The organism is Methyloparacoccus sp. NF-16, from assembly GCF_056880625.1.
Window position 1 is genome coordinate 798,629 of sequence record NZ_CP174130.1, and the last position, 24,509, is coordinate 823,137.

Genomic DNA, 24,509 nt, shown 5'->3' on the forward strand with positions numbered 1-24,509 from the left:
AGGCCGGCTCGGTCCCAATCCAAATGTCGCCGTCGCGCGCATCCAGGTGACGCCAGCGGGCGCTGTGGTCGGATTGCCTGGCCTCGGCCAGTTGCAGGACTGGTTGCGGTCGCGGCCCGGGGCTGTAGCTGGAGCACTTCCGCCAATAACCGCAACCGATCAGCTGCCGGTGCGTGACCTCGCAGAACTTGCTGGGTCGTGCCGGACAGTGCCGGCAGTCTTTGCACCTGACTGCATCAGGACTTGAGGGTCCGAAGTGGGGGGTGGTGGTACTCATGTTGCCTCCTGTATGTTCAGGTACCAAGCGCATAGGTGTCTGTCGGTCGCCCAGAAACCACCAACGACCGTGCCCGAGTCCACGCCGGCAGTGCAGGCGGCCAGCATCGGATGTTGGTGACGGCGGGCATGCCGGCAGGTGGCGCAGGTGACAGGCTCCAGCTTGCGCTGGAAGTGCGCGGCCAGCGCCAGCGGCTCCAGCTCGGACGGTACCCGATGGCGATGGTTTGCCGCTTCGATGTCATTGCCGGCCGGCCCTGCCGGCAGCAGCGCCTCCGACGCGCGGAGCGCTGCCGCCAACTCAGCCTTGTGGTCAACGATGTATCGACGCTGGCCAGGCTCCAGTCGAGTGGCAGGACTGACGGCGAGGTTGCCGCCCACCTCAGCCAAGGTGAAGCCTGCCCTGCGGATGTGGTGGATGAAGGTTGCCGCGTCCATCAGAACAACTCCATATCAGGCGAAAAATTCCTCCCCGCCGGGCCATCGCGGCCCGCGATGGGGTGGGGCATCGTGCCGCTGACACTTTTTTGCTGTGGCTGGAAAACACCCGACTTACCCGACTTACCCGACTCATGCGCGGATGTTTTGCTGGTGCGGGAGTCGGGTGAGTCGGGTTGATCGGGTGATTCCGGCTCGCGGTGCAAAAGTGTCAAACGCCACTGTACGCCGTTGCGCTTGAAGGTCTCATCCTTGACGATCCGCATACCGTCCACGATCCTGCCGGCGTGAGACTTGAGCCACTTGCCGAGACGCACCCGGTCGATCACGTCGCCCCTGCTGCCGGCAATTTCCAACAGCACGTCACTGAGGTCCTTAACGTCGTTTGCGCGGGTTATCAGCGCCCGCACCATCTGCGGATCGCGCCCAAAACATCTTTGCCAAATGTGCAACAGTTGGCCGAGCGTTTCCCGGTCCGGGTCGTCGGCCATCTGCGCGAACATGCCTTCGCACGGGTCCGGCAGCCCAAGCCACAGCAGCGGCTCCCTGCACCAGTCGGACCACTGACCAAAACCGTTAAGCGGCCTGGCCCCACTGGCCGGCCGGCCGGCGTTGACCCATGCCGTGATGATGGTCAGGGCGTCGGCCAGGTACTCCCCTCGATGGATTTTCAGGTGATTGAGCGGATCGGCACTGTAGTTCCGCGCGGCCGGGGTTTCGCTTTGCGGGTCCAGGTGGATGGTGACAACGCGCCGCCCCATGTCGAGCACGGCTTGAACATTGTTCCCGGCGAACAGCATCAACGAACGGGTCGATGGCCGGGCCATCTTGGAAACGCCCAAAATCCGGCCCTCGATGCGTTCGGAGGTCAGCGCCGACAACAAGCACTTGATGGGGATGAGGTCGCCCCGCATCTCATCGAATTTGATGACCGATGGGGATTCCATGAGGGTGGCGACAAGCTGCTTCCTCATCTCATCGTCATCGATCACAAACGTGGTCGACGCAATGTTGTCAGGGGTGGCGAACGCAGCCAGGATGTCCAGCAAGTAGCTCTTGCCGGAACCAAAGGTGTGCGCGGTCGCCAGGAAGCCCGGAGCCGTTGGCAGTGAGGTACGCGCGGCGGCTGTCAGCATTCCGCTGATCGCGGCGGACAGGTCGCTCTTGGCCCGAAACTCGAATTCGCCCAACAAATCAGTCAAGCGCCCCAGGGCCAGTTCCGCATCCCGCTGGGTGGGGGCCGGGATGATCGGGAATGATCGCGGATCGAACACGCCGAAAAGCCCGGTCTCCGCGTCATAGCCCGAGGACGCGCAAGCCGTACCGTTGGGGCGTAGGAACGGTTGTCGTGCCAGGGTCAGTAGCGGCGGCAGGCTACGGTACTCGGCGGCGTCCCACAGTACGGTTGAGTGATTGGTGGGAGCATCAATCTCGAACCACGCATCCGCCCGCTTATCCAGCCGCATCCAGCTGGCCAGCCGGGTTAAGACCATCTGCACGGCGGGCTTGGTCAGCGGGACCACGCGGGTCTCGCCCCATTGGTCGGTGACAATCTGGACGATCAGTCCGCCCTGCTGAAAATAATGCCCGGTCTCGGCCAGCAGTCGCTCCGCGTGATTGACGATGGTGTGCAGCGCCCCGCCCTGCACCTTGATCTGCGGTCGGTTCTTGGCCTCTACCGATGTGACGCCTATCTCGTCCAGCAGCGCCCCGATGCGTCGCCCAGTGCAGTGCCCATGCTGGCACTTGAAGCCGCCCCTGGTATAGGTAGCGTCCGGTTCCCAGTAGGCAGTTCCACCGTCGATCTGATCGGTGTGGTCCTTTACCCACGGGCATGTGATGTCGTGCTTGCCGCTCCCGAGCGGGGACTTGTACAGTCCCCTCGTTTTCAGGATGGTGATGACGGGGTTCTCGTCGGCTTGTGCTTGGAATACCTCATCGTCTGACACTTCAATTTTCGATCCCCTAAGGGCACCCCGCTTGCCCCGACTCCTGACGGGTTCGTGAACGGTCAGGTCGAGTCCAAGCTGGTCGGCCAGTTCCAACGGATCGTAGCGACGGGTCGGCTCCCACACGGCCAGCCGGTGCTGGAAGGGGTCTCCGTATTTGCCCTTGGTGTTTGCGCCCACCGGCAGGCGGGCATACCGGGTGACGTTTTGCCCACCGGCATCGGTCAGCCTGCCGGCGGCGGTCAGCGCCTTGATATACGCATCCGCATCCGTTGCGCCCTCAATCGGTGTTGTGAACGCATAGCCGGCCTGATAGTTGCCCGGTGAAGTCTCGATCAACCATGTGGGCGGGACCGGCAGTTCCTCATCGGCCTTGGTGCCGAGGTCGTCCAGCATGACGCAGGGCAAGCCGGCGAAACACTCCTTCCGGCGGCTGATGGTCGCCAGCACGTCGCCCCTCTTAGATGCGTACTTGACCAAGCCAATCGAGAAAAACGTATTCGCGGTGCCGAGGGTGCCGAATTCCTTGCCATCCCATTTCTGGCCAAACCACACCTTCGCGGGCGCTGTGGTCGGGTCAGGCCAGAATGTCGTTACCCAGGCATAGCAGCGCGGATCGCGATCAGGGTCCAGGTACTCGCCAAACAGCCCGTTGAGAAAGTCAGCGTTGGTGACTTCAGCGGTCATGTGTCACCTCCGCCTGAATTGACGCCATCCGGGCCATGCGCAGCGCTGCGGTGCGCTGTGCCTCCGTCATGCCCAATACTGAATCCAGCAGCAGCGCGGCGTACAGCAAGCTTACAAACACCATTGCGACTGTCTCGCGCAGTTTGGTATTCTTGGGTTGCTGTGTTTCGCTATTGGCCGCGTTCCCGGTTGCCGCCGGGCGCGGCTTTCGTTTATCTGGCGTCATGGCGGCCCTCCTGGCGGTCAGCCAGATAACCCACCTCAATCAGGTCGTCGCCCTCGAAGCCCTCTGCGGCCTTCCACGCGGCCTGAGGGGTCGTGTAGTCCCGAGTAACCCGGACGGTGTGAATCGCCTTTGGTGCGCCATCGGTGACAATCTTGCGGCCGATGTAGTAGCGCCAGCCCCTATTCATGGGCGGGTCGATCTTTTCGTCATCAGCCAATACACCAAGCGCACGGGCGAGCGAGTCCAGCTTTACTGATTTCGCAAAGATTCCGTTGGCCTTATCAGCGATGGCGTATGTGCCGTTCTCGCGCCTTTCGGCGGTGCCTTCGCGAGTCTTGATTAGGAACTGCCCGTGCAGTGCCAGCCTGCGGCGGATGCGCTTGATGATGGTGGCCTCGCGGACCCAGCGAATCTCGCTGGCGGTGCCGGCGGTGGAAGGGGTGGTGTTCGGGCGGACTGCGCCCAGGGTGTTGTCGTGTGACATTTCGGACTCCAAGTGTGGGTTGTTAACCCGCCCCCGAGCCACGCCAATGACATGGGGACGGACTGAACGAGGTTGGCGTACCGGCCACTTGGAACCGGCCCCATTGCTGGGCCTCGCCCAGCCCGTCATAGATGGAGCTTGAGCGATAGGCAAAAAGAAGCCGCGATTGTACGCGGCGCTTTTTGCGCCAAGTGGTTTCGGGACGCCAATCCCGGCCACCTCATTGAGGAGGTGACGTTGAACAGTTTGTCCCTGACCGCCTGGGACTGTCAAGTGGTTGACCATCATGCGTCACCACCCAGGGGTTCACCCTCGGCACGACGCCTGACCCAGTCCCGGACCTCAACGCTGTTCCAGGCCGACGCTCGGCCCAACTTTATGCGGCGCGGGAACTTGCCCTGCCGCTCCCATAGATAGATCGCGCTCTTCTTGACGCCGAGTTCAGATTCAAGGCGCGGTAAGCGCCAGAGTTCACCGATGTGTGTAGACATTTCCTGATCATCCGTCGATTGTGATTGACGGACGATAGTTTTTCTAAACCATGTCTCGGTGTCCGGACGATTCGCGGTTGTTTTTTTGGGCGAATCGTCCTCTATGCTTTTCGGATGACGTCCTCGCTCATGTCGGTGCCAAGCGCGTCATTGATCGCTACCAGCGATCCCACTGAAATCTGTTGCCCGCAAATTTCTATGATTAACGGCTTCAGTATTCTGATGAAATCCTTTGTCGATGACTTTCGCGATGCAGCAATTGCCGTGTAAACATCGATGTTTATTTCACCAAAGTCCGCGATGGTCATGGGGAGCAGTGCCCGCAGCATTTCGCCATGTCGCGGTCGATGTTGGTCCGTGTTGAATCTGCCGGCAAGGCTAGAAAAAGTGCTCTTTTTGTGATCGTCTATGATGTCTGCCCGAAGCATGAGCTTCAGTGGGTCATCAAGCCAATCGGGCGGTACAAGCATTGCGTCATATGCCTTCTCATTGATGGCATCAATCAAATCGATAGATTTTTCAACGACAGCTAGGTATTCACCGATCAGAGACCTTAAATCTGCTCGCGCTTCGCGAACATCTCTTAACCCATCCTTTTTATAGCTAGCATAGACTTGCGCTATATTTTGCAGTAGAGCAAAACGAACTGCCCGCTGATCAACAATCTCCCATATTTCCTCGAATGCAGGGCGCATTATTTCATAGTGATGCGCCATCTTATCGAGTATTTTTTGCGTGCCTATACTGATGTTGTGGTCAGCGAGAGACTGTTTGATCTCGCCAAGTAGCTCAATGGCTTCTGAACGTACTGACATGCCGCTCTCACACGGTAATAACTCTCACTGAATGGAAACCGCGACATGGGAAGGTGAGAGGCTTCCCCGGCTGGCCGGCCGTGTCGCGGTAATCGGATTATACCCTTATGCCCTGCATGGGTCTGGGACAGTGATGCGGCTGGTGATTCCTCAGATAACGGCTTCCCTGAGATCATCCAGATAATCGGCCCAGGTCTGCATCATCGCCTTGCGTTCGTCCAGATACTGAGTCCGGTTATAGGCCCGGCCAAGCGGGTCACGCACGACATGCCCGAGCTGCTGCTCGACAATATCGGCGGGGAATTTCAGCTTCTCCACCAGCAGCGTCCTGGCGGTTGCTCGCCAGCCGTGCGCGACAAGAACAGCTTGCTCAATACCCATTGACCGGTACGCGGCGGTAATGGCGGCGTCACTCATTGGCCTGTCACCTTTTGGCGCTCGCTGTGACGGCATGACGTAGATGCCGCGTCCGGTCAGTGGGTGCAGGTCCATGATGACGGCCATTGCCTGGCGGGACAGCGGAACAATCTGTGGGGCCTTGGTCTTGCTCAGGATGAAGCGCCATTCACAGGCATCAAGGTCCAGGTCGGCCCAGCGCATCGTGCGTAGCTCGCCAGGTCGGCAGAACAGCAATGGCCCCAGGCGCAGGCCGGCCCGCACGGCGGGATAGCCACCATATCCATCGAACTGGCGCAGCGCAGCGCCAATGGCGGCGGGGTCGAGCAGGGCAGGGAAGTGGTCCGGACTGGCAGGCGGCAGTGCGCCCTTGAGGCTGGGTGTCGGATCGGACCCGGCCCGGCTCGTGGCAATGGCATAACGGAATACCTGCCCGATGGATTGCTTGGTCTTGTGGGCGGACTCCAGCCTGCCGGCCGCCTCCATGCGCCGGAGAAGCGCCAGGATCATGGGCGCGGTGATCTCGGTGATCGGCTTGTTGCCGATGAAGGGCATGACGTGATTGCTTAGCCGCTCCATCACGCGCTTGGCGTGCGCCGGTGCCCAGGTGGGCGAGTGCTTGGCGTGCCACTCCAGGGCGATAGCCGCGAAAGTATCAGCGGCGGCATCCTTGGTGGCCCTGCGCTGGTCGCTCGGGTCGATGCCTTGTGCCAGCAGGGCGCGGTACTGATCGCGAGTTACCCGCGCCTGGCTGAGGGTAACTTCCGGGTAGGTGCCGAGACTGAGCAGCTTCTCCTTGCCGCCGAATCGGTACCGGAATCGCCACCACTTCGCGCCACTCGGCTGGATCAGGATGAACAGGCCCTTGGCGTCGGCCTTCTTGATGGGCTTGGGGCCAGGCTTGGTCAGCCTGACGGCGGTGTCTGTGAGGGCCATTGCGGGTAACTCCAAATCGGGTAACTCAGTTACCCGCAGTAGAGCGTGGCTACCCACGGTTGCCCGTGGACGTGTATGGAAGCAAAAGACAATAAAAAACCGGCACTTAGCCGGTTTTCTGTGCGCTTACGGAAGCCCGTAAACAATAAAGTGGTAGCGGGGGCAGGATTTGAACCTACGACCTTCGGGTTATGAGCCCGACGAGCTACCAGACTGCTCCACCCCGCGAAAGAAGCATAATTATAGCCGAACCTTTCCCGCGTTCGCAAGCGCTGATTTCTTCACGGTCCCGACATCAGGATGGCGGGATGCCCCACTTGTCAGACCAGGTAGGGCCGGACAGCCCACAGGCTGACGGCGGCGAGGATGCCGGCCAGGGCATCGTCGAGCATGATACCCAGGCCGCCATGCAGCGAGCGGTCCAGTTTGCGGATGGGCCAGGGTTTCAGGATGTCGAACAGGCGGAAAAGCAGGAAGCCTGCCGCCAGGGTTCGCCAGTCCAAGGGAGTACCGGTCATGGTGATGAGATAACCGACGATCTCATCCCAGACAATGCCGGAATGGTCGCTGACGCCCAGGCGATCTTCGGTGTGCTGGCAGATCCGGATGCCAGCGATGAACAGCAGACCGGCGATGGCGAGGTAGGCGGGCCAATCCAGCGGGGACAGCAGGGCATAGAGCGGCAGGGCGGCCAGCGTGCCCAAGGTGCCGGGCGCCTTGGGCGAAAGCCCCGTGCCGAAGCCGAGGCCGAGCAGGCAGAGGGGATCGGTCAGGAGATGCCGGGCGGGAAAAGGGATCGCTCCCCGCTTGGCCGGTCTGTCAGGGGGAGGGGAAGTGGTCATAACCCTTCTTCTGCAAGGTGAGGGGCGCTCCATGCCTGAATATTCTCAGTCCGGGCTGCTCCTCGACCTCGCCGATGCAGCCGCCGGCCAGCTCGAGCCGTCGCAGCAGTTCGTCAGCCTCGCGGCGGCGTGCCCTGGGGATCGTGAAGCAGAGTTCGTAGTCGTCCCCGGCCATCAGGGGAAGTGCCGCGTCCCCGCCGGACGCGATATGCCGCCTGACCCTGTCGCTCAGGGGGACCTGCTCATAAAGCAGACGGGCTCCGACCCGGCTGGCGGTCAGCAGGTGTCCCAGATCGGCGGCGAGACCATCGGAAACATCGATGCAGGCGCTGGCCAGTCCGCGCAGCGCCCTGCCCAGGGCACAGCGGGGTTGCGGCGTTTCCAGCGCGGCGACGGTGGGCGGGTCCAGCGGCAGCACCGTACCCTGCTGCATCGCAAGCCCCAGCCCGGCACTGCCCAGCGGACCGCTGACATAGATCAGGTCGCTGGGGCGGGCTCCCGAGCGTCCGAGCGCCTGCCCCGGCGGCACCAGGCCGATGGCCTGGACGGTGATGGACAGGGGACCGCGCGTCGTGTCGCCGCCCACCAGGTCGACGCCGTGTGCCCGGGCCAGGTCGCGGAAACCGCCGGAGAAGCGCCGCAGCCAGTCCTCGTCGGCGGCCGGCAGGGTCAGGGCCAGCAGGCACCAGGCGGGCTCCGCGCCCATGGCCGCCAGATCGCTGAGATTCACGGCCAGGACCTTGTGGCCGAGCGTGGCCGGATCGACGCCGGGCAGGAAATGCACGCCCGCCAGCAGGGTATCGGTGGTGACCGCCAGTTCCAGGCCTGCGGGCGGGCGCAGCAGTGCGGCGTCGTCGCCGATGCCCAGCGCGGTATCGCCCCGGCCGGGACGGGTATCGGCGAAATAGCGGCGGATCAGCTCGAACTCGCCCAGGGCCATGCCGCTGTCAGCGTGTCTTGCGGGCGGCCGTCTCCGCGGCGCGCAGCTTGTGGGCGAGCCGGTCGAGCAGGCCATTGACGAACCTGTGGCTCTGGCTGGCGCCGAATTCCTTGGCCAGGTTGATGCCTTCGTTGACGACGACGCGGTAGGGAATTTCCGGGTGTCTCAACAGCTCGTAGGTGCTGATGCGCAGCACCGCGCGCTCTACCGGATCGATCTGCTCGATCGGCCGGCTGGTGAATTCGGCCAGGGCGGCATCGATTTCGTCCAGCGACCTGGGCACGTTGTGCAGCAGATCCTGGAAGTAGGGCCGTTCCGCCGTCGTCAGGCCATGCTCCTCGACGAACTGCCGTTCTATCTCCGACAGGTTGTCGCCGGTCAGCTGCCATTGGTAGAGGGCCTGGACGGCACTGCGGCGGGCGAGACTTTTCGGGCTGCTGCTCATCCGGCGTCGATTTCCCGCAGCAGGTTGACCATCTCGATGGCGGACAGCGCGGCTTCCGCCCCTTTGTTGCCGGCCTTGGTGCCGGCGCGCTCGATGGCCTGCTCGATGGTGTCCACGGTCAGCACCCCGAAGGCAACGGGGATCTCGTGCTTGAGGGAGATGCTGCTGATACCCTTCACGCATTCGCCGGCCACGTAGTCGAAATGCGGTGTCGCGCCGCGGATGACGGCGCCCAGCGCGATGATGGCGTCGTAACGGCCGGTCGCGGCGGCCTTCTGCACGGCCAGCGGCAGCTCATAGGCGCCCGGAACCCGGATCAGGTGAATGTCGTCGCGCTGGGCGCCGTGCCGGACCAGCGCATCGGTGGCGCCAGCCGTCAGCGCATCGACGATGAAGCTGTTGAAGCGGGCGGCGACCAGGCAGAAATGGGCCCCTTGCACCAGCATCTGGCCCTCGTAGGTCTTGAGTATGCTTGTCATGTTGCTTGTCTCTCTGAAGTGGGTGGGATGGCGGTTCCCGCGGCCAGGTCGGACAGCCCCGCCGCAAGGCGGCCGAGGTGGGGGACGACCCAGGGATTCTGGTCGACCCAGGTGGCGCCCAGATAGTCGCCGAGGCTCCGCAATCCGCTCGGCCAGGCGGCGCGGCCGGCCCGTAGCCCGGCCAGCAGGCGCCGGGTTTGCTGCAGCGCCTGTTCCGTGAGCAGAGCGGCTGGATGGCCCAGCTCTTCCTGCCGCTGTCGCTCCAGTGCGGCGATCAGTTTGCTCAGCTGCCGGGACAGGCCGGCGATGTCGTCCGTGGTGTGGTTGATCATGACGTCGGCCCCGGGCGGCTCAGGGGCTGACCAGCTCGACGACCTCCAGCCCGTATCCCGACAGCCCCAGGTACTTCTTCGGCGAACTGCCGAGCACGCGCAGCTTGCGGATGCCGAGATCGGCCAGGATCTGCGCGCCGGTGCCGGTGGTGCGCCAGTCTTCCTGCGAGATCGCCGGGGTGGCCAATTCTACCCCGTGGTCCTCCATCTGGTACTGGTGGATGCGTTCCACCAGGGATTTGTCGTCCTCTTCCCGGCGGATCACCACCAGCGCGCCGCGGCCCTCGTCGGCAATGCGCTGCATGGCCGTGCGCAGGGGCAGCGAGGTGCCCTCGCGCTTGCCGCTGAGCAGATCGCTGAGCAGGTTGCGTCCGTGCACACGCACCAGCACCGGCTCGTCGCCGGCGATCCGGCCCATGGTCAGCGCCAGATGCAGCCGTCGGTCGACCTGATCCTGGTAGGCGATCATGCGGAACTGGCCGTAGTCGGTCGGGAAATCGCATTCACAGATGCGCTCGACGGTCTTTTCGTTCTGGATACGGTACTGGATCAGGTCGGTGATGGTGCCGATCCTGAGGCCGTGCTCGGTGGCAAATGCCTCCAGATCGGCGCGGCGTGCCATGGAGCCGTCTTCGTTGAGTATCTCGACGATCACCGCCGCCGGTTCCAGTCCGGCAAGCCGGGCCAGATCGCAGCCGGCCTCGGTGTGGCCGGCGCGGTTGAGCACGCCGCCGGGCTGGGCCATCAGCGGAAACACATGGCCGGGCTGGACCAGGTCGTCGGGCTTGGCGGACGGCGCCACGGCGCACTGGATGGTACGCGCCCGGTCAGCCGCAGAGATGCCGGTGGTGACGCCGGTCGCGGCTTCGATGGATACGGTGAAATTGGTGGAGTGGGGGGTCCGGTTCTCGTTCACCATCAGGGGCAGCCGCAGCTGCTGGCAACGCTCCCGGGTCAGGGTCAGGCAGATGAGCCCGCGGCCATAGCGGGCCATGAAGTTGATGTCCTCGGGCCGGGTATGCATGGCCGCCAGCACCAGATCCCCCTCGTTCTCGCGATCCTCGTCGTCCAGCAGGACGACCATCTTGCCGAGCCGGATGTCCTCGATCAGTTCCGCGGTGCTGTTCATGACAGGAAGCCTGTGTGCTTGAGGAGTTCCAGGGATACGCCGCCAGCCGGTTCCGCCGCTGCGTCGCCCTGCAGCAGGCGTTCCAGGTAGCGGGCCAGGAGATCGACCTCCAGGTTGACCGCGTCGCTGGGTTGCAGCTTGCCGAAGGTGGTTTCGGCCAGCGTGTGCGGCACGATGTTGACGCCAAAGCGCGCACCTTGCACGGCATTGACGGTCAGGCTGACGCCATCGATGCAGATGGAGCCCTTTTCGGCGATGTAGCGGGCCAGCGCCGCCGGGGCCTCGAGTTCGAAACGCCAGGAGCGGCCGTCGTCGCGCCTGTCCAGCACCCGGCCGATGCCGTCGACATGGCCGCTGACCAGATGGCCGCCGAGGCGCATGGTTGGCAGCAGGGCCAGTTCGAGGTTGACCGGCGAGCCGGCGCGGGCCTGGCCGAGCGTGGTGCGCGACAGCGTCTCGCGCGAGACATCGGCGCAGAAAGCCTGCGGGCCGAGGCCGACGGCCGTCAGGCAGACGCCATTCACGGCGATGCTGTCGCCGAGCCGGACCTCGTCCATCGGCAGCTTGCCGGTGGCGATGCACAGGCGGCAATCGCCGCCACGAGAGTCGATCTGGGTCAGGGTCCCGATGGCCTGGATGATGCCGGTGAACATGGCGCGTTGCCTATGGATGGATCGGTGATGGGGGGCCCTGCCGGGACGGGGCGCGGAGGGTCAGCCGCAGGTCCTGCCCCAGCTGGTGTGTCGCGTGCAGTTCCAGCGCCGGCCGGTCCGCCATCCGGCTCAGCCCCGGCAGGTGGAACAGGCCGCGCGCTGCGTCGCCCAGCACCACCGGCGCCAGGTACACGATCCATTCGTCGACCCAGCCTGCCTGCAGCAGCGCGCCGTTGAGCGTGGGACCGGCCTCGAACAGGACCTCGTTGAACTCCTGTTCCGCGAGCCAGGCGAGCACTGCCTCCAGCACCAGCCGGCCGTGGGCGTCGCCGGGCAGGGTGACGATCTCGCAGCCCGGCCAGTTCTCGCGTTGCAGCCTGGTCTGTACGGTGAGGATGACCGTCCGGCCCGGCGCGTCGATCAGGCGTGCGCCCGGCGGTATCCTGAGGCGCGAATCGAGGATGATGCGCACGGGCTGGTGAACGGCGGTGCCGCTGGTTTCCAGCCGGGCGGTCAGCTGCGGATCGTCGGCCAGGACCGTGCCTGTGCCGGTCACGATCGCCGAGCTGCGCGCTCGCAGGCGGTGGACATCGCGGCGGGCTTGCGCGCCGGTGATCCAGCGGCTTTCGCCGGAGGCCATGGCGGTGCGGCCATCCAGGCTCATGGCCAGCTTGCTGCGGACCAGGGGCTTGCCCCGTCGCATGCGCTGGCAGAAGCCCGGGTTGAGCGCCTCCGCCTCCGGACGCAGCAGGTCGCAGGTGGTCTGGATGCCGGCTTCGCGCAATTGCCGCAGGCCCGAGCCGGCCACCTTCGGATTCGGGTCTTCCATCGCCGCAACCACCCGGCGGACGTTGGCCTGGATCAGCGCCTGACTGCAGGGCGGCGTCTTGCCATGATGGCTGCAGGGTTCGAGACTCACGTAGACATCGGCGCCGGCAGCCGCGCTGCCGGCGGCGCGCAGGGCGATGACCTCGGCATGCGGTTCGCCGGCGCGCTGGTGCCAGCCCTCGCCGACGATGCGGCCCTCTCTGACGATGACGCAGCCCACCCGTGGGTTGGGGTCGGTGGTGTACAGGCCGCGGCGCGCCAGCTCGATGGCGCGCGCCATGTAGGCGGCATCCTCGCGGGTCGGGGGCGGGCCAGCCATCAGGGGCAGTCGCGCGTTGGTGCCGGCGGTTGGCTCGCCGCCGCCTTACGGCGGGAGCTGGGGCCCGTTCCCGGTTCAGGCGCGGGTGCCGCCACGGAAAACGTCGGCCTGCCCGCTATCATCAGGCTTGGGTTCGTGTTCGAGGTGGTCAATGACTTCGCGGAATTCGTTGATGTCTTCAAAGCTGCGATAGACCGAGGCGAACCGGACATAGGCAACATGATCGAGCCGGGCCAGTTCCGCCATGACGTTTTCCCCGATCAGGCGGGAAGGGATTTCGCGCTCGCCGCAGGCCAGCAGTTTCTTCTTGATGCGCGTGATGGCCGCCTCGATCTGGTCGCTGCCCACCGGGCGTTTCTCCAGGGCGCGCAGCATGCCTGCCCGCAGCTTGTCCTCCCGGAAGGGCTCGCGACTGCCATTGGTCTTGATCACGCGGGGCAGGCTCAGCTCCGCGGATTCGAAGGTGGTGAAGCGCTCGCGGCATTCCGTGCACTCGCGCCGCCGGCGTACCTGATCGCCTTCCTGGGACAGCCTGGAGTCGATGACGCGGGTGTCCTGGGCGCCGCAGAAAGGGCATCTCATGGTCGGGCCCTGGCCCCTTGGTCCGGCTTGCGCCTCAGTCGGCGTACACCGGGTAGCGGCGGCACAGCTGGCTGACCTGGTCGCGAACCCGGTCGATCACGGCGTCGTTGTCGAGATCGTCGAGGATGTCGCAGATCCAGTCGGCCAGGGTGATGCACTCGCTTTCGGTGAAGCCGCGCGTGGTGACCGCCGGCGTGCCGATGCGGATGCCGCTGGTGACGAACGGCGATTGTGGATCATTGGGCACGGCGTTCTTGTTGACGGTGATGTGGGCCCGGCCAAGCGCCGCGTCGGCGGCCTTGCCGGTAATGCCGCGGGCGATCAGATCCACCAGCATCAGATGATTGTCGGTTCCGCCGGAGACGATGCTGAGGCCGCGCTCGAGGAGCCTGTGCGCCATGGCGCGGGCATTGGCGAGTACCTGCTGCTGGTAGGTGTGGAATTCCGGCTGCATGGCTTCCTTCAGGGCCACGGCCTTGGCGGCGATGACATGCATCAGGGGGCCGCCCTGGATGCCCGGGAAGACCAGCGAATTCAGCTTCCGCTCGATTTCCTCGTTGGCCCTGGCGAGGATCAGTCCGCCGCGCGGGCCGCGCAGGGTCTTGTGGGTGGTGGTCGTGGTCACGTCGGCGATGCCGACCGGGCTTGGGTAGACGCCCGCCGCCACCAAGCCGGCGACATGCGCCATGTCGACCAGCAGGTAGGCGCCGGCCTCGTCGGCGATGTCGCGGAAGCGTTGCCAGTCGACCACCCGGCTGTAGGCCGAGAAACCGGCCACGATCATGCGCGGACGATGTTCGCGGGCCAGTGCCTCGACCTGGTCATAGTTGATCAGGCCGGTTTCGGTATTGAGTCCATACTGTATGGCGTGGTAGATCTTGCCGGAGAAATTGACCTTGGCGCCGTGGGTCAGGTGGCCGCCGTGGGCGAGGCTCATGCCGAGGATGGTGTCGCCGGGATTCAGCAGCGCCATGTAAGCGGCGGCATTGGACTGCGAGCCGGAGTGCGGCTGCACATTGGCATAGTCCGCGCCGAACAGCCGGCGGGCACGTTCGATGGCCAGCGACTCGGCGATGTCGACGAATTCGCAGCCGCCGTAATAGCGCTTGCCGGGATAGCCCTCGGCATACTTGTTGGTCAGCGCGCTGCCCTGGGCTTGCAGCACGCGCGGGCTGGCGTAATTTTCCGAGGCGATCAGCTCGATGTGATCTTCCTGGCGCCGTTCCTCGTCGCGGATGGCAGACCAGAGCTCATCGTCGAAACCAGCGATTTCCATGCCTTTGCTGAACATGAAGGGAACCCTTGTGTGGCAGAAGTGAGGCCGGCCGGTCGGCGGGGCCCGGGCGCGGTCGATCGCGCTTTATAGCAGAATCATGCCGTATTGACACGAAATGCACCGTTTGCCGGCACAGTCAGGAGGCGCCGACCAGGCCGATGATGGTGTCCTTGAGCGCCTGCCGGTGGGCCGGGTCGCTGATCGGCAGGTTGTCCTGGCCGGTCAGGTAGAAGATGTCCTCGGCCCGGCTGCCGATGGTGGAAATCCGCGCGTTGAAAAGCCGCAGTCCACAGAGCGAGAAGGCCCGGCCGACCTTGGACAGGAGACCCGGCCGGTCGGTGGCGATCAACTCCAGGATGGTATGGCGCTGCTGCGGGTCCTCGTGGAAGTAGACCTGGGTCGGCACGTTGAAATGGCGGATCTGGCGCGATTCGCGTCGCTGGACCTTGAGCGGGGCCTGCACGGCACCGCACAGGCACTCCTTCAGCCTGACGCAGATCTGGACCTGGCGCATGGGATCGCGAATCGGCTCGCCGGTTTGCTCCAGCACGTGGTAGCTGTGCAGCACATGGCCGTCCTGTCCGGTGATGATGCGGGCATCGAAGACCGTCAGGTTGAGCTGGTCGAGCACGGCCGTGGTGTGGGCGAACAGGAAGTCCTGCCGCTGTGCGCGGATGAAGATCTCGGCGCTGCCGCGCTGGCTGACCGGTCGCAGCAGGATCAGTGGCAGTTCGTCAGGGCGGGCGGCGCTGAGGGCGATGGTGTGCCAGGCTGCTTCCTCGGCGTGGTAGCGCAGGAAATATTCGTCGGTCAGCTGCGCCGCCCAGACCCGGTCGATGGCGTCGTCGTCCAGGCTCAGCCGGGTCAGCAGGGCGTGACTTTCGGCCTTGACGTCGGCGATCTTCTCCGCCTGCTGCCAGGGCTTGGCGAGCCCGCGCCGGAACAGCCAGCGGGTCTGCAGGTAGAGTTCCCGCAGCAGCGCGTCCTTCCAGGAATTCCAGAGGCTGGGATTGGTGGCGCGGATGTCGGCGCAGGTGAGGAGATAGAGGTGATCCAGCGCGCTCTGGTCGCCGATGGCGGTGGCGAAGGACTGGATGACTTCCGGATCGTTGATGTCCTTGCGCTGGGCGGTCAGCGACATCAGCAGATGGTTCTGCACCAGCCAGCAGACCAGCCCGGTTTCGCGCTGGCTCAGGCTGTGTCGCTGGCAGAAATCGCGGGCGATGGTTGCGCCCACGGTGGAGTGATCGCCGCCGCTGCCCTTGGCGATGTCGTGCATCAGGGCGGCGACATAGAGCAGTTCCGGCCGGTCGATCAGCTCGAAGACCTCGTTGCACAGCGGGTGGTCGGGGCGGTGTTCCTCCAGCGCGAAGCGCCGCAGGTTGCGGACCACGAACAGGGTGTGCTCGTCGACCGTGTAGACATGGAAGAGGTCGTACTGCATGCGCCCGACGACCCGGGCGAAGGCCGGCAGATAGGCCGCCAGCACGCCATAGCGGTTCATGCGCCGCAGCTGGTGGGTGACGCCGATCGGCTGGCTCAGGATGGTCATGAACAGCCGGCAGGCTTCCGTCTCGCTGCGGAACCGGTCGTCGATCAGGTACAGGTGCTGCCGGATCAGGCGGATGGTGGAGGCGCGGATGCCCTTGAGTTCGGGGCGGGTCTGGAGCAGCAGGAAGATCTGGAACAGCGCCAGCGGCTGCTCGCGGAACACGTCCGGGTGGCGGACCTCGACGTAGCGATTGACCGCCTGGAACTGCTCGTCGATGGGCTCGATCCGCAGGTCCCGGCCCTGGCCCAGGGCAACCTCCTGGAACAGCTGCATCAGCAGCTCGTTCAGGCGTTCCAGCCCCATCACCGTGCGGTAGTAGAGCTGCATGAACTGCTCGACCGCTTGGTTGATGTTCTGGTCCTGGACCCCGAACTGGCGGGCGAGATCCTTCTGGTATTCGAACAGCAGCCGGTCCTCGCAGCGGTCGGTCATCGCATGCAGCGCGAACCGGATTTCCCAGAGGAAGTCCCGCGCCCGCAGCAGCTCTGCCTGTTCCGCCTCGGTCAGCCAGCCTTCCTGCACCAGGTTGAGCGAGCGGGTGTTGTAGTGACGCTTGATGATCCAGTGGATGTTCTGGATGTCGCGCAGGCCGCCAGGGCCTTCCTTGATGTTGGGTTCGAGGTTGTAGGCGGTATCGTGGTACTTGGCGTAGCGGGCCGCCTGTTCCGCCTGCTTGGCCTCGAAGAATGCCGGCGAGGGCCACAGCTGGTTCGGGGCCAGGCGTTCCCACAGCCGGTCGAACAGGGGCGCCGAGCCGAGGATCAGCCGGCATTCGAGCAGATTGGTCATCACCGTCTGGTCGGCCCGCGCCTGCTCGATGCAGTCCTCCAGTGTGCGCACGCTCTGCGCCAGCTTGAGGCCGATGTCCCAGAGAAAGCTCAGGAAGCCGGAGACGCGGGCATTCAGTTCGGGGTGGGCGGCGTCGGTGTCGTCGAGCAGCACCAGGATGTCGATGTCCGAGTGCGGGTGCAGTTCCTGCCGGCCGTAGCCGCCGACCGCGATCAGGGCCAGCCGCTCGCTGTGCTCGGCGAGGAACTGCCGCCAGGCGAGGGCGAGGATTTCATCGATGAAGTCCGAACGCTGGCGGATGAGCAGGGCGGCAGCGGTGCCGGCGCGAAAGCTCTCGGTCAGCTGGGTCCGGTTGGCCCTGAGACAGTCGCTGAAAACCTGGTGCAGGTCGGAGGGGTGGTGGCCGCCCTGCTCAAGCCAGTTCCTTAAGATGTCCGTTTTCAAGGGCGTGTGCTTCCTCTTGGCGCAGGGTCAGGATTTCGTGGCCGGTTTCCGTGACCAGGATCGTGTGTTCCCACTGGGCCGACAGGCTGTGATCCTTGGTGACCGCGGTCCAGCCATCGGGCAGGATTTTGACGTGGCGCTTGCCGAGATTGATCATCGGTTCGATCGTGAAGATCATCCCGGCCTGCAGGATCGGACCATCATCCGGCCGGCCATAGTGCAGGACCTGCGGGTCCTCGTGGAATTCCCGGCCGATGCCGTGTCCGCAGAACTCCTGTACCACCGAGTAGCCGTGCGACTCGGCATGGCGCTGGATGGCGTGGCCGATGCTGCCGAGCCGCACGCCCGGCCTGACCTCGCGTATGCCGAGATAGAGGCACTCCTGGCAGACCCGCGCCAGCCGGCTGGCGCGGATCGGTACCTCGCCGACCAGGAACATCTGGCTGGTGTCGCCGTGGTAGCCGTCCTTGATGACGGTGATGTCGACATTGATGATGTCGCCGCTTTTCAGCTTCTTCGGGCCCGGGATGCCATGGCACACCGTATGGTTGACGGAGGTGCAGATGGACTTGGGGAAGCCCTTGTAGTTGAGGGGCGCCGGGATGGCCTGCTGGACGTCGACGATGTGGTCGTGGCAGATGCGGTCCAGTTCGTCGGTGGTGACGCCCGGGATGACGTAGGGGGCGATCATGTCCAGGACCTCCGCGGCGAGACGCCCGGCGACGCGCATTTTCTCGATTTCGTCCGGCGTCTTGATGCTGATGCTCATGGCGGGATAGGGTGGCGCTGGCGGGCCCGGCGGCGGTCCGCAGATTGTTGAGGCAAGCGGTTCATGGTATAAAGGCCTGCTTTTTTTGGCAACCACACACACATATCGTCACGTCCGGCAGGGTGCCGCCCCGTCCGCGCGGGCTGGTCGCCGGTCGGGATATGTGGAGGCTCAACCCTGAACGTTCCTTAGGAGATTATCGATGTCGAACGTCACGATGCGTCAGATGCTCGAGGCCGGTGTCCATTTCGGCCACCAGACGCGTTACTGGAATCCCAAGATGGCCCCGTTCATCTTCGGTGCCCGCAGCAATATCCACATCATCAACCTTGAGAAGACCCTGCCGCTGTTCAAGCAGGCCATGGCGTACCTGGAGCAGGTTTCCGCCAAGCGCGGCAAGATCCTCTTCGTTGGCACCAAGCGCACCACCCGCACCGTGGTGCAGGAAGAGGCGCTGCGCTGCGGCATGCCCTACGTCAACCATCGCTGGCTGGGCGGCATGCTGACCAACTTCAAGACCATCAAGCAGTCGGTGGCGCGCATGAAGGAACTCGAGGCCATGCGCGACGATGGCCGCCTGCAGCGGTTCAGCAAGAAGGAAGCGCTGGGGATGATGCGCGAGCTCGACAAGCTGGTGAACAGCATGGGCGGTATCCGTGACATGGATCGGCTGCCCGACGTGCTGTTCGTGCTGGATGTCGGCTACGAGCACAACGCCATCAGCGAGGCGCACAAGCTGGGCATTCCGGTGGTCGGCGTGGTCGACACCAACAACAACCCGACCGGCATCGACTACATCATCCCTGGTAATGATGACTCCATCCGCGCCGTGCAGCTGTATGTGCAGGGCGCTGCGACCGCCATCCTGCAGGGCAGGGCCAACAGCCTGACCGCCAGCGTCGCCGAAGGCGAGGATGAGTTCGTCGAGATGGATGCCGTTCCCGCTGCCGCCGGCGCGGACGCCTGATCACGGGGCCCCGCCGGACTGGCCCTCGCCGGGCGGTCCGGGCCCGGGTGCTCAAGGATAACGCCCCCGAGTCTGGGGGCGTTTTGTTAGGCAGGGAAGCCCCGACTGGATTACCCACGTTAGCTTTAGAAGATAGAGGATTGGTCAATGTCGAATATTACGGCTGGTATGGTGAAGGAACTGCGCGAACGCACCGGTTCCGGCATGATGGAGTGCAAGAAGGCCCTGACGGAAACCAATGGCGATCTGGAAGCGGCAGTCGAACTGATGCGCAAGGCCGGTCTCGCCAAGGCCGACAAGAAGTCCGGGCGCACCGCCGCCGAGGGTTGCATCTGCTGCAAGGCCAGCGCCGACGGCAAGCGCGCCGCGATCGTCGAGATCAACAGCGAAACCGACTTCGTGGCCAAGGGCGATGATTTCGTCGAATTCGCCAACCTGGTGGCGCAGACCGCGCTGGACTCCGGCGCCGATACGGTCGAGGCACTGCTGGAGGCCCGCATTCCGGGCAACGGCGCCACCGTCGAGGAAACCCGCCGGGCCATGGTGGCCAAGATCGGCGAGAACATCGCCGTGCGCCGTTTCGAGCGTCTGGAAGCCCCGGCCGGCCTGGTGGCCAGCTACCTGCACGGCAGCCGCATCGGTGTCCTGGTCGCTCTGGACGGCGGCGACGCCGAGCTTGGCAAGGACATCGCGATGCACGTGGCCGCCAGCAAGCCGGCCTGTGTGGATGAAAGCGGCGTCGATCCCGATGTCGTCGAGAAGGAAAGGGTCATCTTCAGCGCCCAGGCCGAGGCCAGCGGCAAGCCGGCCAATGTCATCGAGAAAATGATCGAGGGCCGCATCAAGAAATTCCTGGGCGAGATCACGCTGGTCGGCCAGCCCTTCGTCAAGGACCCGGACCAGACTGTCGGCAAGCTGCTGGCGGACAAGGGTGCCAGGGTCGCGCGCTTCGTCCGTCTGGAAGTCGGCGAGGGCATCGAGAAGGTCGAGAGCAATTTCGCCGAAGAGGTCATGGCGCAGGTCCGGGCGTCCTGATCTCCCAGTGCCGTCCGGGTGCCGGCAAGGGTGCCCGGACGGGTGGTTTCATCCCCCATCGCAGCGGCTTACCGATGAGTACACCCCGATATACGCGCATCCTGCTGAAACTCAGTGGCGAAGCCCTGATGGGCGAGCAAGCCGGCGGCATCGACCCCGGTGTCATTCGCCGTCTGGCGCAGGAAGTGGCCGATCTCTGCGATGCCGGCGTCCAGGTCGGCCTGGTCATCGGCGGCGGCAACTTCATTCGTGGCGCCCAGACCGCGGGTGAGGGGCTGGAGCGGACCACCGGCGATTACATGGGCATGCTGGCCACGGTCCTCAATGCGCTGGCCATGCAGGACGCCCTCGAGCACCGTGGCCGTCCCGTGCGGGTGATGTCGGCGCTCAAGATCAACCAGGTGTGCGAGGACTACATTCGCCGCCGTGCCGTGCGGCACCTGGAAAAGGGCCGCGTGGTGATCTTCGCGGCCGGGACGGGCAATCCCTTCTTCACCACTGATACGGCTGCCAGCCTGCGGGCCATCGAAATCAACGCCGAGCTGCTGATCAAGGCCACCAAGGTCGATGGCGTCTACAGCGCAGACCCGATGAAGGACCCGGGCGCCACGCTCTACAAGCGGCTCACCTACGACGAGGCGCTCGACCAGCGCCTGAACGTGATGGATGCCTCCGCACTGGTGCTCTGCCGCGACCACGACATGCCCCTCAGGGTCATGAATGTATTCGAATCCGGAGCCGTGATGCGCCTGGTGCAGGGCGAGGACGTCGGCTCCCTGATAGTAACGGGTAAACCAGCATGATTGACGATCTCCACAAACGTACCGCCGAGCGCATGGGCAAGAGCATCGACTCGCTCAGGCACGAACTGGCCAAGATTCGCACCGGCCGCGCCCATCCCAGCCTGCTCGATCATGTCACCGTGTCCTATTACGGCAACGAGGTGCCTCTCAGCCAGACGGCCAACATCACGGTCGAGGATGCCCGTACCCTGGCGGTGGCGCCCTGGGAACGCAACATGGTGCAGGCGATCGAGAAGGCCATCATGACCTCCGACCTGGGGCTCAACCCGTCCACCGCCGGCACCGTGATCCGGGTGCCGATGCCGCCGCTGACCGAGGAGCGTCGCCGCGACCTCATCAAGGTCGTGCGGCATGAGGCCGAGAACGCCCGCGTCGCCATCCGCAATATCCGCCGCGATGCCAACAACGATCTCAAGAATGCGCTCAAGGACAAGCTGATCTCCGAGGACGAGGAGCGGCGCAGCCAGGAGCAGGTCCAGAAACTGACCGACCAATACGTGAAGGAGGTCGATGTCGTGCTGGCGGAAAAAGAAAAGGACCTGATGGCGATCTGAGGCCTTCCGAGGGCTGTTCCCCCCGTCTTTCCACGGCGCCGGCCAGGCGGCCCGACCCGGTGGTCGGGTCCGGATGGCTGGCCGACCCACCCGGTAGTGTCCATGTCCGTTCCCCCGGTCTCGCCCGATTCCCGCCTGCCCCGGCATGTCGCCATCATCATGGATGGGAATGGGCGCTGGGCCAAGCAGCGTTATCTGCCGCGGCCCGCCGGCCATCGCGCCGGGGTGACCTCCGTGCGCCGGACCGTCGAGCAGTGCATCGCCAAGGGGATTGAGGTGCTGACCCTGTTTGCTTTCAGCAGCGAGAACTGGCGGCGTCCGCCGCAGGAGGTCTCGCTGCTGATGGAGCTTTTCATCGCCAGCCTGGAGCGGGAAACCCGCAAGCTGCACGAGAATGGCGTGCGCCTGCGCGTCATCGGCGAGCGCACCGCCTTCGCGCCCAGGCTCCAGGACAAGATTGCCGAGGCCGAGGCCATGACCGCCGCCAATCGCGGCCTGCATCTGGTCATCGCCGCCAACTATGGCGGCCGCTGGGACATCGCGCAGGCCAGCCGGCAGCTGGCCATCGAGGTGGCCGAGGGTCGCCTGCGGCCCGACGAGATCACCTCGGAGCGGCTGGCGTCACGCCTGGTGCTGGCCGACCTGCCGGAGCCGGACCTGTTCATCCGTACCGGCGGCGAGCAGCGCATCAGCAATTTCCTGCTCTGGCAGCTGGCCTATACCGAGCTGTATTTCACCCCGCGCCTCTGGCCCGACTTCGACGAGACGGCCTTCGGCGAGGCGCTGGCGAGTTTTGCCAGCCGCCAGCGGCGCTTCGGTTACACCGGCGACCAGATCGAGCAGATCACCCAGCGCCAAGTCCCGCCCGATCCGACCCAAACCTGAACGTTTCCCGGAAGAACCTCATGCTCAAGAACCGCGTACTTACCGCTTCGCTATTGGCGCCGTTCATCATCGCGGCGATCCTGTTCCTGCCGCCGGACGGTTTCGCCGGACTGTGGGGTGCCATCATCCTGCTGGGTGCCTGGGAGTGGGGCGGGCTGTCCGGCCTGCCGCAGGGCGGGCGCATCGGTTTCACTCTCGGTATCCTGCTGGTGCTGCTGGTGGCCCGCTTCTTCGCCATCTACTGGGCGCCGGGCGAGTTGCCGATCTGGTTCTATGCGCCGGTGCTCGTCTGGTGGCTCGGCTGGGGCATTGCCTTCCGGAAGATGCCGGAGAAGCTGGTCAAACTGCGCTATCCGGTGCCGGCGCGGCTGGCCGGCGGCGCGCTGGTGCTGATTTCCGGCTGGGTACTGATGGTATGGCTGCGGCTGAATTTTTCCGAATACCAGGTGCTCTACCTGGTGCTGCTGATCTGGCTGGCCGACATCGCCGCCTATTTCGTCGGCAAGCGCTGGGGCTTCGCGAAACTGGTGCAGGCGGTCAGCCCCGGCAAGACCATCGAGGGCGTGTATGGCGCGCTGTTCGCCGCCGTGGTGCTGGCGGTTCCGGTGGGCCTGCTGGTCGGGCTTGAAACCATGACGCTGGTGGATTTCGTCTTCCTGTCGCTGCTGACGGTGGCCTTCTCGGTCTGCGGCGACCTGTTCGAGAGCCTGGCCAAACGCGTCCGCGGGGTCAAGGACAGCAGCGGCATCCTGCCGGGGCATGGCGGCGTCCTGGACCGCATCGACAGCCTGCTGTCGGCCGCAGCTATCTTCTATGCCGGCTCCCTGCTGATTCCCGTGTTCCTGCTGCCGGGACCGATGCTGGAGCCGGAGATCATCATGCAGATGGACGAGGCGCCGGCACTGGAGGCGCCGCCGGCCGACCATCACTACGATGGTCCGATGGAAGTGCCGCCGGAACTGGAACCCGACGCCCGGCACGACGGTGCGGAGACCCGGCCATGAAGGGGATCTGCGTACTGGGTTCGACCGGATCGATTGGTGTCAGCACGCTGGATGTGGTCGGCCGGCATCCCGACCGCTATCGCGTGGTCGCGCTGACCGCCAACCACAACATCGACCGGCTGTTCGAGCAGTGCCGGCGTTTCCGCCCCCCCTATGCCGTCATGATCGACGAGCCGCCGGCGGCCGAGCTGCGCCGGCGGCTCCGGGACGCCGGTATCGAGACCGAGGTTCTGAGCGGCGTGCGCGCGCTGGAGGCGGTCTGCGTGCTGCCCGAGGTGGACTCGGTGATGGCCGCCATCGTCGGCGCGGCCGGCCTGCTGCCCACGCTGGCCGCGGCCAGGGCCGGCAAGACCGTGCTGCTGGCCAACAAGGAAGCGCTGGTGATGTCCGGTCCGCTGTTCATGTCCGCCGTGCGCGAATCCGGGGCGGACCTCCTGCCGATCGACAGCGAGCACAATGCCATCTTCCAGTGCATGCCGGCCAACTATCATGCCGGCCGAACCGCCCCCGAGGTGCGTCGTATCCTGCTCACTGCGTCGGGTGGCCCGTTCCTGCGCAAGGGCCTGGGCGAACTGCACGATGTCACGCCGGCCGAGGCCGTGGCCCATCCGAACTGGGTGATGGGGCGCAAGATATCGGTGGACTCGGCCACCATGATGAACAAGGGGCTGGAACTCATCGAGGCCTGTCTGCTGTTCAATGCGCCGCCGGAGCTGGTGCAGGTGGTGATCCACCCGCAGAGCGTGATCCACTCCATGGTCGACTATGTCGACGGTACCGTGCTGGCGCAGATGGGCAATCCCGACATGCGGATTCCGATCGCCCATGCCATGGCTTGGCCCGAGCGGTTCGATTCCGGCGCCGAACCGCTGGACCTGTTCGCGGTCAAACGGCTCGATTTCGAGGCGCCCGACTTCCAGCGCTTCCCCTGTCTGCAGCGGGCCTATGACGCCGTACGGGCAGGTGGCACCATGCCGGCGATACTCAACGCGGCCAACGAGCTGGCAGTGGCATCGTTTCTCGATGGCGGCATCCGCTTCACCGATATCCCCGATGTGATCAGTCACTGCATGATGTCGGTGCCGGTCGGGCGGGCGGACAGTATCGAAACGGTGCTGGAGGCCGACCGTTCGGCGCGCGAGACGGCCGGGGCGTATATTCGGAAGCTCTGACGCCACCCACAG

At 64.8% G+C, this 24,509-nt stretch carries 26 protein-coding genes and 1 tRNA gene; 7 read left to right on the forward strand and 20 right to left on the reverse strand.

Annotated features, from left to right (window positions below):
* Positions 1 to 273: 273 nt before the first annotated feature.
* The 20 genes from ACH5N8_RS03945 to map all read right to left on the reverse strand — a co-directional run bounded on the left by ACH5N8_RS03945 (position 274) and on the right by map (position 18,077).
* Positions 274 to 714, reverse strand: coding sequence for a hypothetical protein (locus ACH5N8_RS03945; RefSeq protein WP_483282589.1), 441 nt, complete (start codon positions 712 to 714; stop codon positions 274 to 276).
* Positions 714 to 3,350: a DNA-primase RepB domain-containing protein gene (locus ACH5N8_RS03950; RefSeq protein WP_483282590.1), complete on the reverse strand. Its 2,637-nt coding sequence runs from the start codon at positions 3,348 to 3,350 to the stop codon at positions 714 to 716. The genes ACH5N8_RS03945 and ACH5N8_RS03950 overlap by 1 nt, the downstream gene beginning before the upstream one ends.
* Positions 3,340 to 3,576, reverse strand: a complete 237-nt coding sequence (locus tag ACH5N8_RS03955) for a hypothetical protein (RefSeq protein ID WP_483282591.1) — start codon at positions 3,574 to 3,576, stop codon at positions 3,340 to 3,342. Before ACH5N8_RS03955 ends, ACH5N8_RS03950 begins: the two co-directional genes overlap by 11 nt.
* Positions 3,563 to 4,060, reverse strand: a complete 498-nt coding sequence (locus tag ACH5N8_RS03960) for a hypothetical protein (RefSeq protein WP_483282592.1) — start codon at positions 4,058 to 4,060, stop codon at positions 3,563 to 3,565. The genes ACH5N8_RS03955 and ACH5N8_RS03960 overlap by 14 nt, the downstream gene beginning before the upstream one ends.
* 284 nt (positions 4,061 to 4,344) lie before the next feature.
* Entirely contained in the window at positions 4,345 to 4,551 is a 207-nt protein-coding gene (locus tag ACH5N8_RS03965) for a helix-turn-helix transcriptional regulator (RefSeq protein WP_483282593.1), read from the reverse strand.
* A 101-nt stretch (positions 4,552 to 4,652) separates the two neighbouring features.
* Positions 4,653 to 5,366: a hypothetical protein gene (locus ACH5N8_RS03970; RefSeq protein ID WP_483282594.1), complete on the reverse strand. Its 714-nt coding sequence runs from the start codon at positions 5,364 to 5,366 to the stop codon at positions 4,653 to 4,655.
* 150 nt (positions 5,367 to 5,516) lie between these two features.
* Positions 5,517 to 6,755: a tyrosine-type recombinase/integrase gene (locus ACH5N8_RS03975; RefSeq protein ID WP_483282595.1), complete on the reverse strand. Its 1,239-nt coding sequence runs from the start codon at positions 6,753 to 6,755 to the stop codon at positions 5,517 to 5,519.
* A gap of 94 nt (positions 6,756 to 6,849) precedes the next feature.
* Positions 6,850 to 6,926, reverse strand: a tRNA-Met gene (locus ACH5N8_RS03980).
* A 92-nt stretch (positions 6,927 to 7,018) separates the two neighbouring features.
* A complete protein-coding gene (locus ACH5N8_RS03985) occupies positions 7,019 to 7,540 on the reverse strand; it encodes a phosphatidylglycerophosphatase A family protein (RefSeq protein WP_483282596.1) in 522 nt (173 codons plus the stop codon).
* Complete coding sequence (thiL, locus tag ACH5N8_RS03990) at positions 7,518 to 8,480, reverse strand: thiamine-phosphate kinase (protein WP_483282597.1); 963 nt, start codon at positions 8,478 to 8,480, stop codon at positions 7,518 to 7,520. Before thiL ends, ACH5N8_RS03985 begins: the two co-directional genes overlap by 23 nt.
* 7 nt (positions 8,481 to 8,487) lie before the next feature.
* The gene (gene nusB, locus ACH5N8_RS03995) at positions 8,488 to 8,925 is read right to left on the reverse strand and encodes a transcription antitermination factor NusB (protein ID WP_483282598.1); all 438 of its coding nucleotides are present in this window, start codon (positions 8,923 to 8,925) and stop codon (positions 8,488 to 8,490) included.
* The gene (gene ribH, locus ACH5N8_RS04000; RefSeq protein ID WP_460026911.1) at positions 8,922 to 9,404 is read right to left on the reverse strand and encodes a 6,7-dimethyl-8-ribityllumazine synthase; all 483 of its coding nucleotides are present in this window, start codon (positions 9,402 to 9,404) and stop codon (positions 8,922 to 8,924) included. The genes nusB and ribH overlap by 4 nt, the downstream gene beginning before the upstream one ends.
* Positions 9,401 to 9,736 carry a hypothetical protein gene (locus ACH5N8_RS04005; RefSeq protein WP_483282599.1) on the reverse strand — a complete coding sequence of 112 codons (336 nt, stop codon included), beginning with the start codon at positions 9,734 to 9,736 and terminating at the stop codon, positions 9,401 to 9,403. Before ACH5N8_RS04005 ends, ribH begins: the two co-directional genes overlap by 4 nt.
* A 19-nt stretch (positions 9,737 to 9,755) precedes the next feature.
* The gene (gene ribBA, locus ACH5N8_RS04010; protein WP_460026913.1) at positions 9,756 to 10,865 is read right to left on the reverse strand and encodes a bifunctional 3,4-dihydroxy-2-butanone-4-phosphate synthase/GTP cyclohydrolase II; all 1,110 of its coding nucleotides are present in this window, start codon (positions 10,863 to 10,865) and stop codon (positions 9,756 to 9,758) included.
* Positions 10,862 to 11,518, reverse strand: a complete 657-nt coding sequence (locus tag ACH5N8_RS04015; RefSeq protein WP_483282600.1) for a riboflavin synthase — start codon at positions 11,516 to 11,518, stop codon at positions 10,862 to 10,864. Before ACH5N8_RS04015 ends, ribBA begins: the two co-directional genes overlap by 4 nt.
* Before the next feature lie 10 nt (positions 11,519 to 11,528).
* On the reverse strand, positions 11,529 to 12,665 hold the full coding sequence (gene ribD / locus ACH5N8_RS04020; protein WP_483282601.1) for a bifunctional diaminohydroxyphosphoribosylaminopyrimidine deaminase/5-amino-6-(5-phosphoribosylamino)uracil reductase RibD: 1,137 nt from the start codon (positions 12,663 to 12,665) through the stop codon (positions 11,529 to 11,531).
* A 75-nt stretch (positions 12,666 to 12,740) separates the two neighbouring features.
* Positions 12,741 to 13,247 (reverse strand): transcriptional regulator NrdR, encoded by a 507-nt coding sequence (gene nrdR, locus ACH5N8_RS04025; protein WP_483282602.1) that lies wholly within the window; start codon positions 13,245 to 13,247, stop codon positions 12,741 to 12,743.
* Between the two features lie 34 nt (positions 13,248 to 13,281).
* Positions 13,282 to 14,538 carry a serine hydroxymethyltransferase gene (gene glyA, locus ACH5N8_RS04030; protein ID WP_483282603.1) on the reverse strand — a complete coding sequence of 419 codons (1,257 nt, stop codon included), beginning with the start codon at positions 14,536 to 14,538 and terminating at the stop codon, positions 13,282 to 13,284.
* A 121-nt stretch (positions 14,539 to 14,659) separates the two neighbouring features.
* Positions 14,660 to 17,251, reverse strand: a complete 2,592-nt coding sequence (gene glnD / locus ACH5N8_RS04035; RefSeq protein ID WP_483283168.1) for a [protein-PII] uridylyltransferase — start codon at positions 17,249 to 17,251, stop codon at positions 14,660 to 14,662.
* A gap of 25 nt (positions 17,252 to 17,276) precedes the next feature.
* A complete protein-coding gene (gene map / locus ACH5N8_RS04040; RefSeq protein ID WP_483282604.1) occupies positions 17,277 to 18,077 on the reverse strand; it encodes a type I methionyl aminopeptidase in 801 nt (266 codons plus the stop codon).
* Positions 18,078 to 18,279: 202 nt separating this feature from the next.
* On the opposite strand from map, the gene rpsB reads away from it, so the two are divergent.
* The 7 genes from rpsB (at position 18,280) to ispC (ending at position 24,497) form a co-directional block, all read left to right on the forward strand.
* Positions 18,280 to 19,044, forward strand: a complete 765-nt coding sequence (gene rpsB / locus ACH5N8_RS04045) for a 30S ribosomal protein S2 (protein WP_460026919.1) — start codon at positions 18,280 to 18,282, stop codon at positions 19,042 to 19,044.
* 147 nt (positions 19,045 to 19,191) lie between these two features.
* Positions 19,192 to 20,079 (forward strand): translation elongation factor Ts, encoded by an 888-nt coding sequence (gene tsf, locus ACH5N8_RS04050; protein ID WP_483282605.1) that lies wholly within the window; start codon positions 19,192 to 19,194, stop codon positions 20,077 to 20,079.
* A gap of 74 nt (positions 20,080 to 20,153) precedes the next feature.
* Complete coding sequence (pyrH, locus tag ACH5N8_RS04055; RefSeq protein WP_460026921.1) at positions 20,154 to 20,882, forward strand: UMP kinase; 729 nt, start codon at positions 20,154 to 20,156, stop codon at positions 20,880 to 20,882.
* Positions 20,879 to 21,436, forward strand: coding sequence for a ribosome recycling factor (frr, locus tag ACH5N8_RS04060; protein WP_460026922.1), 558 nt, complete (start codon positions 20,879 to 20,881; stop codon positions 21,434 to 21,436). Before pyrH ends, frr begins: the two co-directional genes overlap by 4 nt.
* Positions 21,437 to 21,538: 102 nt before the next feature.
* On the forward strand, positions 21,539 to 22,321 hold the full coding sequence (gene uppS / locus ACH5N8_RS04065) for a polyprenyl diphosphate synthase (RefSeq protein ID WP_460026923.1): 783 nt from the start codon (positions 21,539 to 21,541) through the stop codon (positions 22,319 to 22,321).
* Positions 22,322 to 22,341: 20 nt separating this feature from the next.
* On the forward strand, positions 22,342 to 23,325 hold the full coding sequence (locus ACH5N8_RS04070; RefSeq protein WP_483282606.1) for a phosphatidate cytidylyltransferase: 984 nt from the start codon (positions 22,342 to 22,344) through the stop codon (positions 23,323 to 23,325).
* Complete coding sequence (ispC, locus tag ACH5N8_RS04075; protein ID WP_483282607.1) at positions 23,322 to 24,497, forward strand: 1-deoxy-D-xylulose-5-phosphate reductoisomerase; 1,176 nt, start codon at positions 23,322 to 23,324, stop codon at positions 24,495 to 24,497. Before ACH5N8_RS04070 ends, ispC begins: the two co-directional genes overlap by 4 nt.
* Positions 24,498 to 24,509 lie beyond the last annotated feature (12 nt).

What these genes read in the sequence shown, in the direction of transcription:
- ACH5N8_RS03945 (WP_483282589.1), bottom strand. Translation starts at nt 714, where the DNA reads ATGGACGCGGCAACCTTCATCCACCACATCCGCAGGGCAGGCTTCACC.
- ACH5N8_RS03950 (WP_483282590.1), bottom strand. Translation starts at nt 3,350, where the DNA reads ATGACCGCTGAAGTCACCAACGCTGACTTTCTCAACGGGCTGTTTGGC.
- ACH5N8_RS03955 (WP_483282591.1), bottom strand. Translation starts at nt 3,576, where the DNA reads ATGACGCCAGATAAACGAAAGCCGCGCCCGGCGGCAACCGGGAACGCG.
- ACH5N8_RS03960 (WP_483282592.1), bottom strand. Translation starts at nt 4,060, where the DNA reads ATGTCACACGACAACACCCTGGGCGCAGTCCGCCCGAACACCACCCCT.
- ACH5N8_RS03965 (WP_483282593.1), bottom strand. Translation starts at nt 4,551, where the DNA reads ATGTCTACACACATCGGTGAACTCTGGCGCTTACCGCGCCTTGAATCT.
- ACH5N8_RS03970 (WP_483282594.1), bottom strand. Translation starts at nt 5,366, where the DNA reads ATGTCAGTACGTTCAGAAGCCATTGAGCTACTTGGCGAGATCAAACAG.
- ACH5N8_RS03985 (WP_483282596.1), bottom strand. Translation starts at nt 7,540, where the DNA reads ATGACCACTTCCCCTCCCCCTGACAGACCGGCCAAGCGGGGAGCGATC.
- thiL (WP_483282597.1), bottom strand. Translation starts at nt 8,480, where the DNA reads ATGGCCCTGGGCGAGTTCGAGCTGATCCGCCGCTATTTCGCCGATACC.
- nusB (WP_483282598.1), bottom strand. Translation starts at nt 8,925, where the DNA reads ATGAGCAGCAGCCCGAAAAGTCTCGCCCGCCGCAGTGCCGTCCAGGCC.
- ribH (WP_460026911.1), bottom strand. Translation starts at nt 9,404, where the DNA reads ATGACAAGCATACTCAAGACCTACGAGGGCCAGATGCTGGTGCAAGGG.
- ACH5N8_RS04005 (WP_483282599.1), bottom strand. Translation starts at nt 9,736, where the DNA reads ATGATCAACCACACCACGGACGACATCGCCGGCCTGTCCCGGCAGCTG.
- ribBA (WP_460026913.1), bottom strand. Translation starts at nt 10,865, where the DNA reads ATGAACAGCACCGCGGAACTGATCGAGGACATCCGGCTCGGCAAGATG.
- ACH5N8_RS04015 (WP_483282600.1), bottom strand. Translation starts at nt 11,518, where the DNA reads ATGTTCACCGGCATCATCCAGGCCATCGGGACCCTGACCCAGATCGAC.
- ribD (WP_483282601.1), bottom strand. Translation starts at nt 12,665, where the DNA reads ATGGCTGGCCCGCCCCCGACCCGCGAGGATGCCGCCTACATGGCGCGC.
- nrdR (WP_483282602.1), bottom strand. Translation starts at nt 13,247, where the DNA reads ATGAGATGCCCTTTCTGCGGCGCCCAGGACACCCGCGTCATCGACTCC.
- glyA (WP_483282603.1), bottom strand. Translation starts at nt 14,538, where the DNA reads ATGTTCAGCAAAGGCATGGAAATCGCTGGTTTCGACGATGAGCTCTGG.
- map (WP_483282604.1), bottom strand. Translation starts at nt 18,077, where the DNA reads ATGAGCATCAGCATCAAGACGCCGGACGAAATCGAGAAAATGCGCGTC.
- rpsB (WP_460026919.1), top strand. Translation starts at nt 18,280, where the DNA reads ATGTCGAACGTCACGATGCGTCAGATGCTCGAGGCCGGTGTCCATTTC.
- tsf (WP_483282605.1), top strand. Translation starts at nt 19,192, where the DNA reads ATGTCGAATATTACGGCTGGTATGGTGAAGGAACTGCGCGAACGCACC.
- pyrH (WP_460026921.1), top strand. Translation starts at nt 20,154, where the DNA reads ATGAGTACACCCCGATATACGCGCATCCTGCTGAAACTCAGTGGCGAA.
- frr (WP_460026922.1), top strand. Translation starts at nt 20,879, where the DNA reads ATGATTGACGATCTCCACAAACGTACCGCCGAGCGCATGGGCAAGAGC.
- uppS (WP_460026923.1), top strand. Translation starts at nt 21,539, where the DNA reads ATGTCCGTTCCCCCGGTCTCGCCCGATTCCCGCCTGCCCCGGCATGTC.
- ACH5N8_RS04070 (WP_483282606.1), top strand. Translation starts at nt 22,342, where the DNA reads ATGCTCAAGAACCGCGTACTTACCGCTTCGCTATTGGCGCCGTTCATC.
- ispC (WP_483282607.1), top strand. Translation starts at nt 23,322, where the DNA reads ATGAAGGGGATCTGCGTACTGGGTTCGACCGGATCGATTGGTGTCAGC.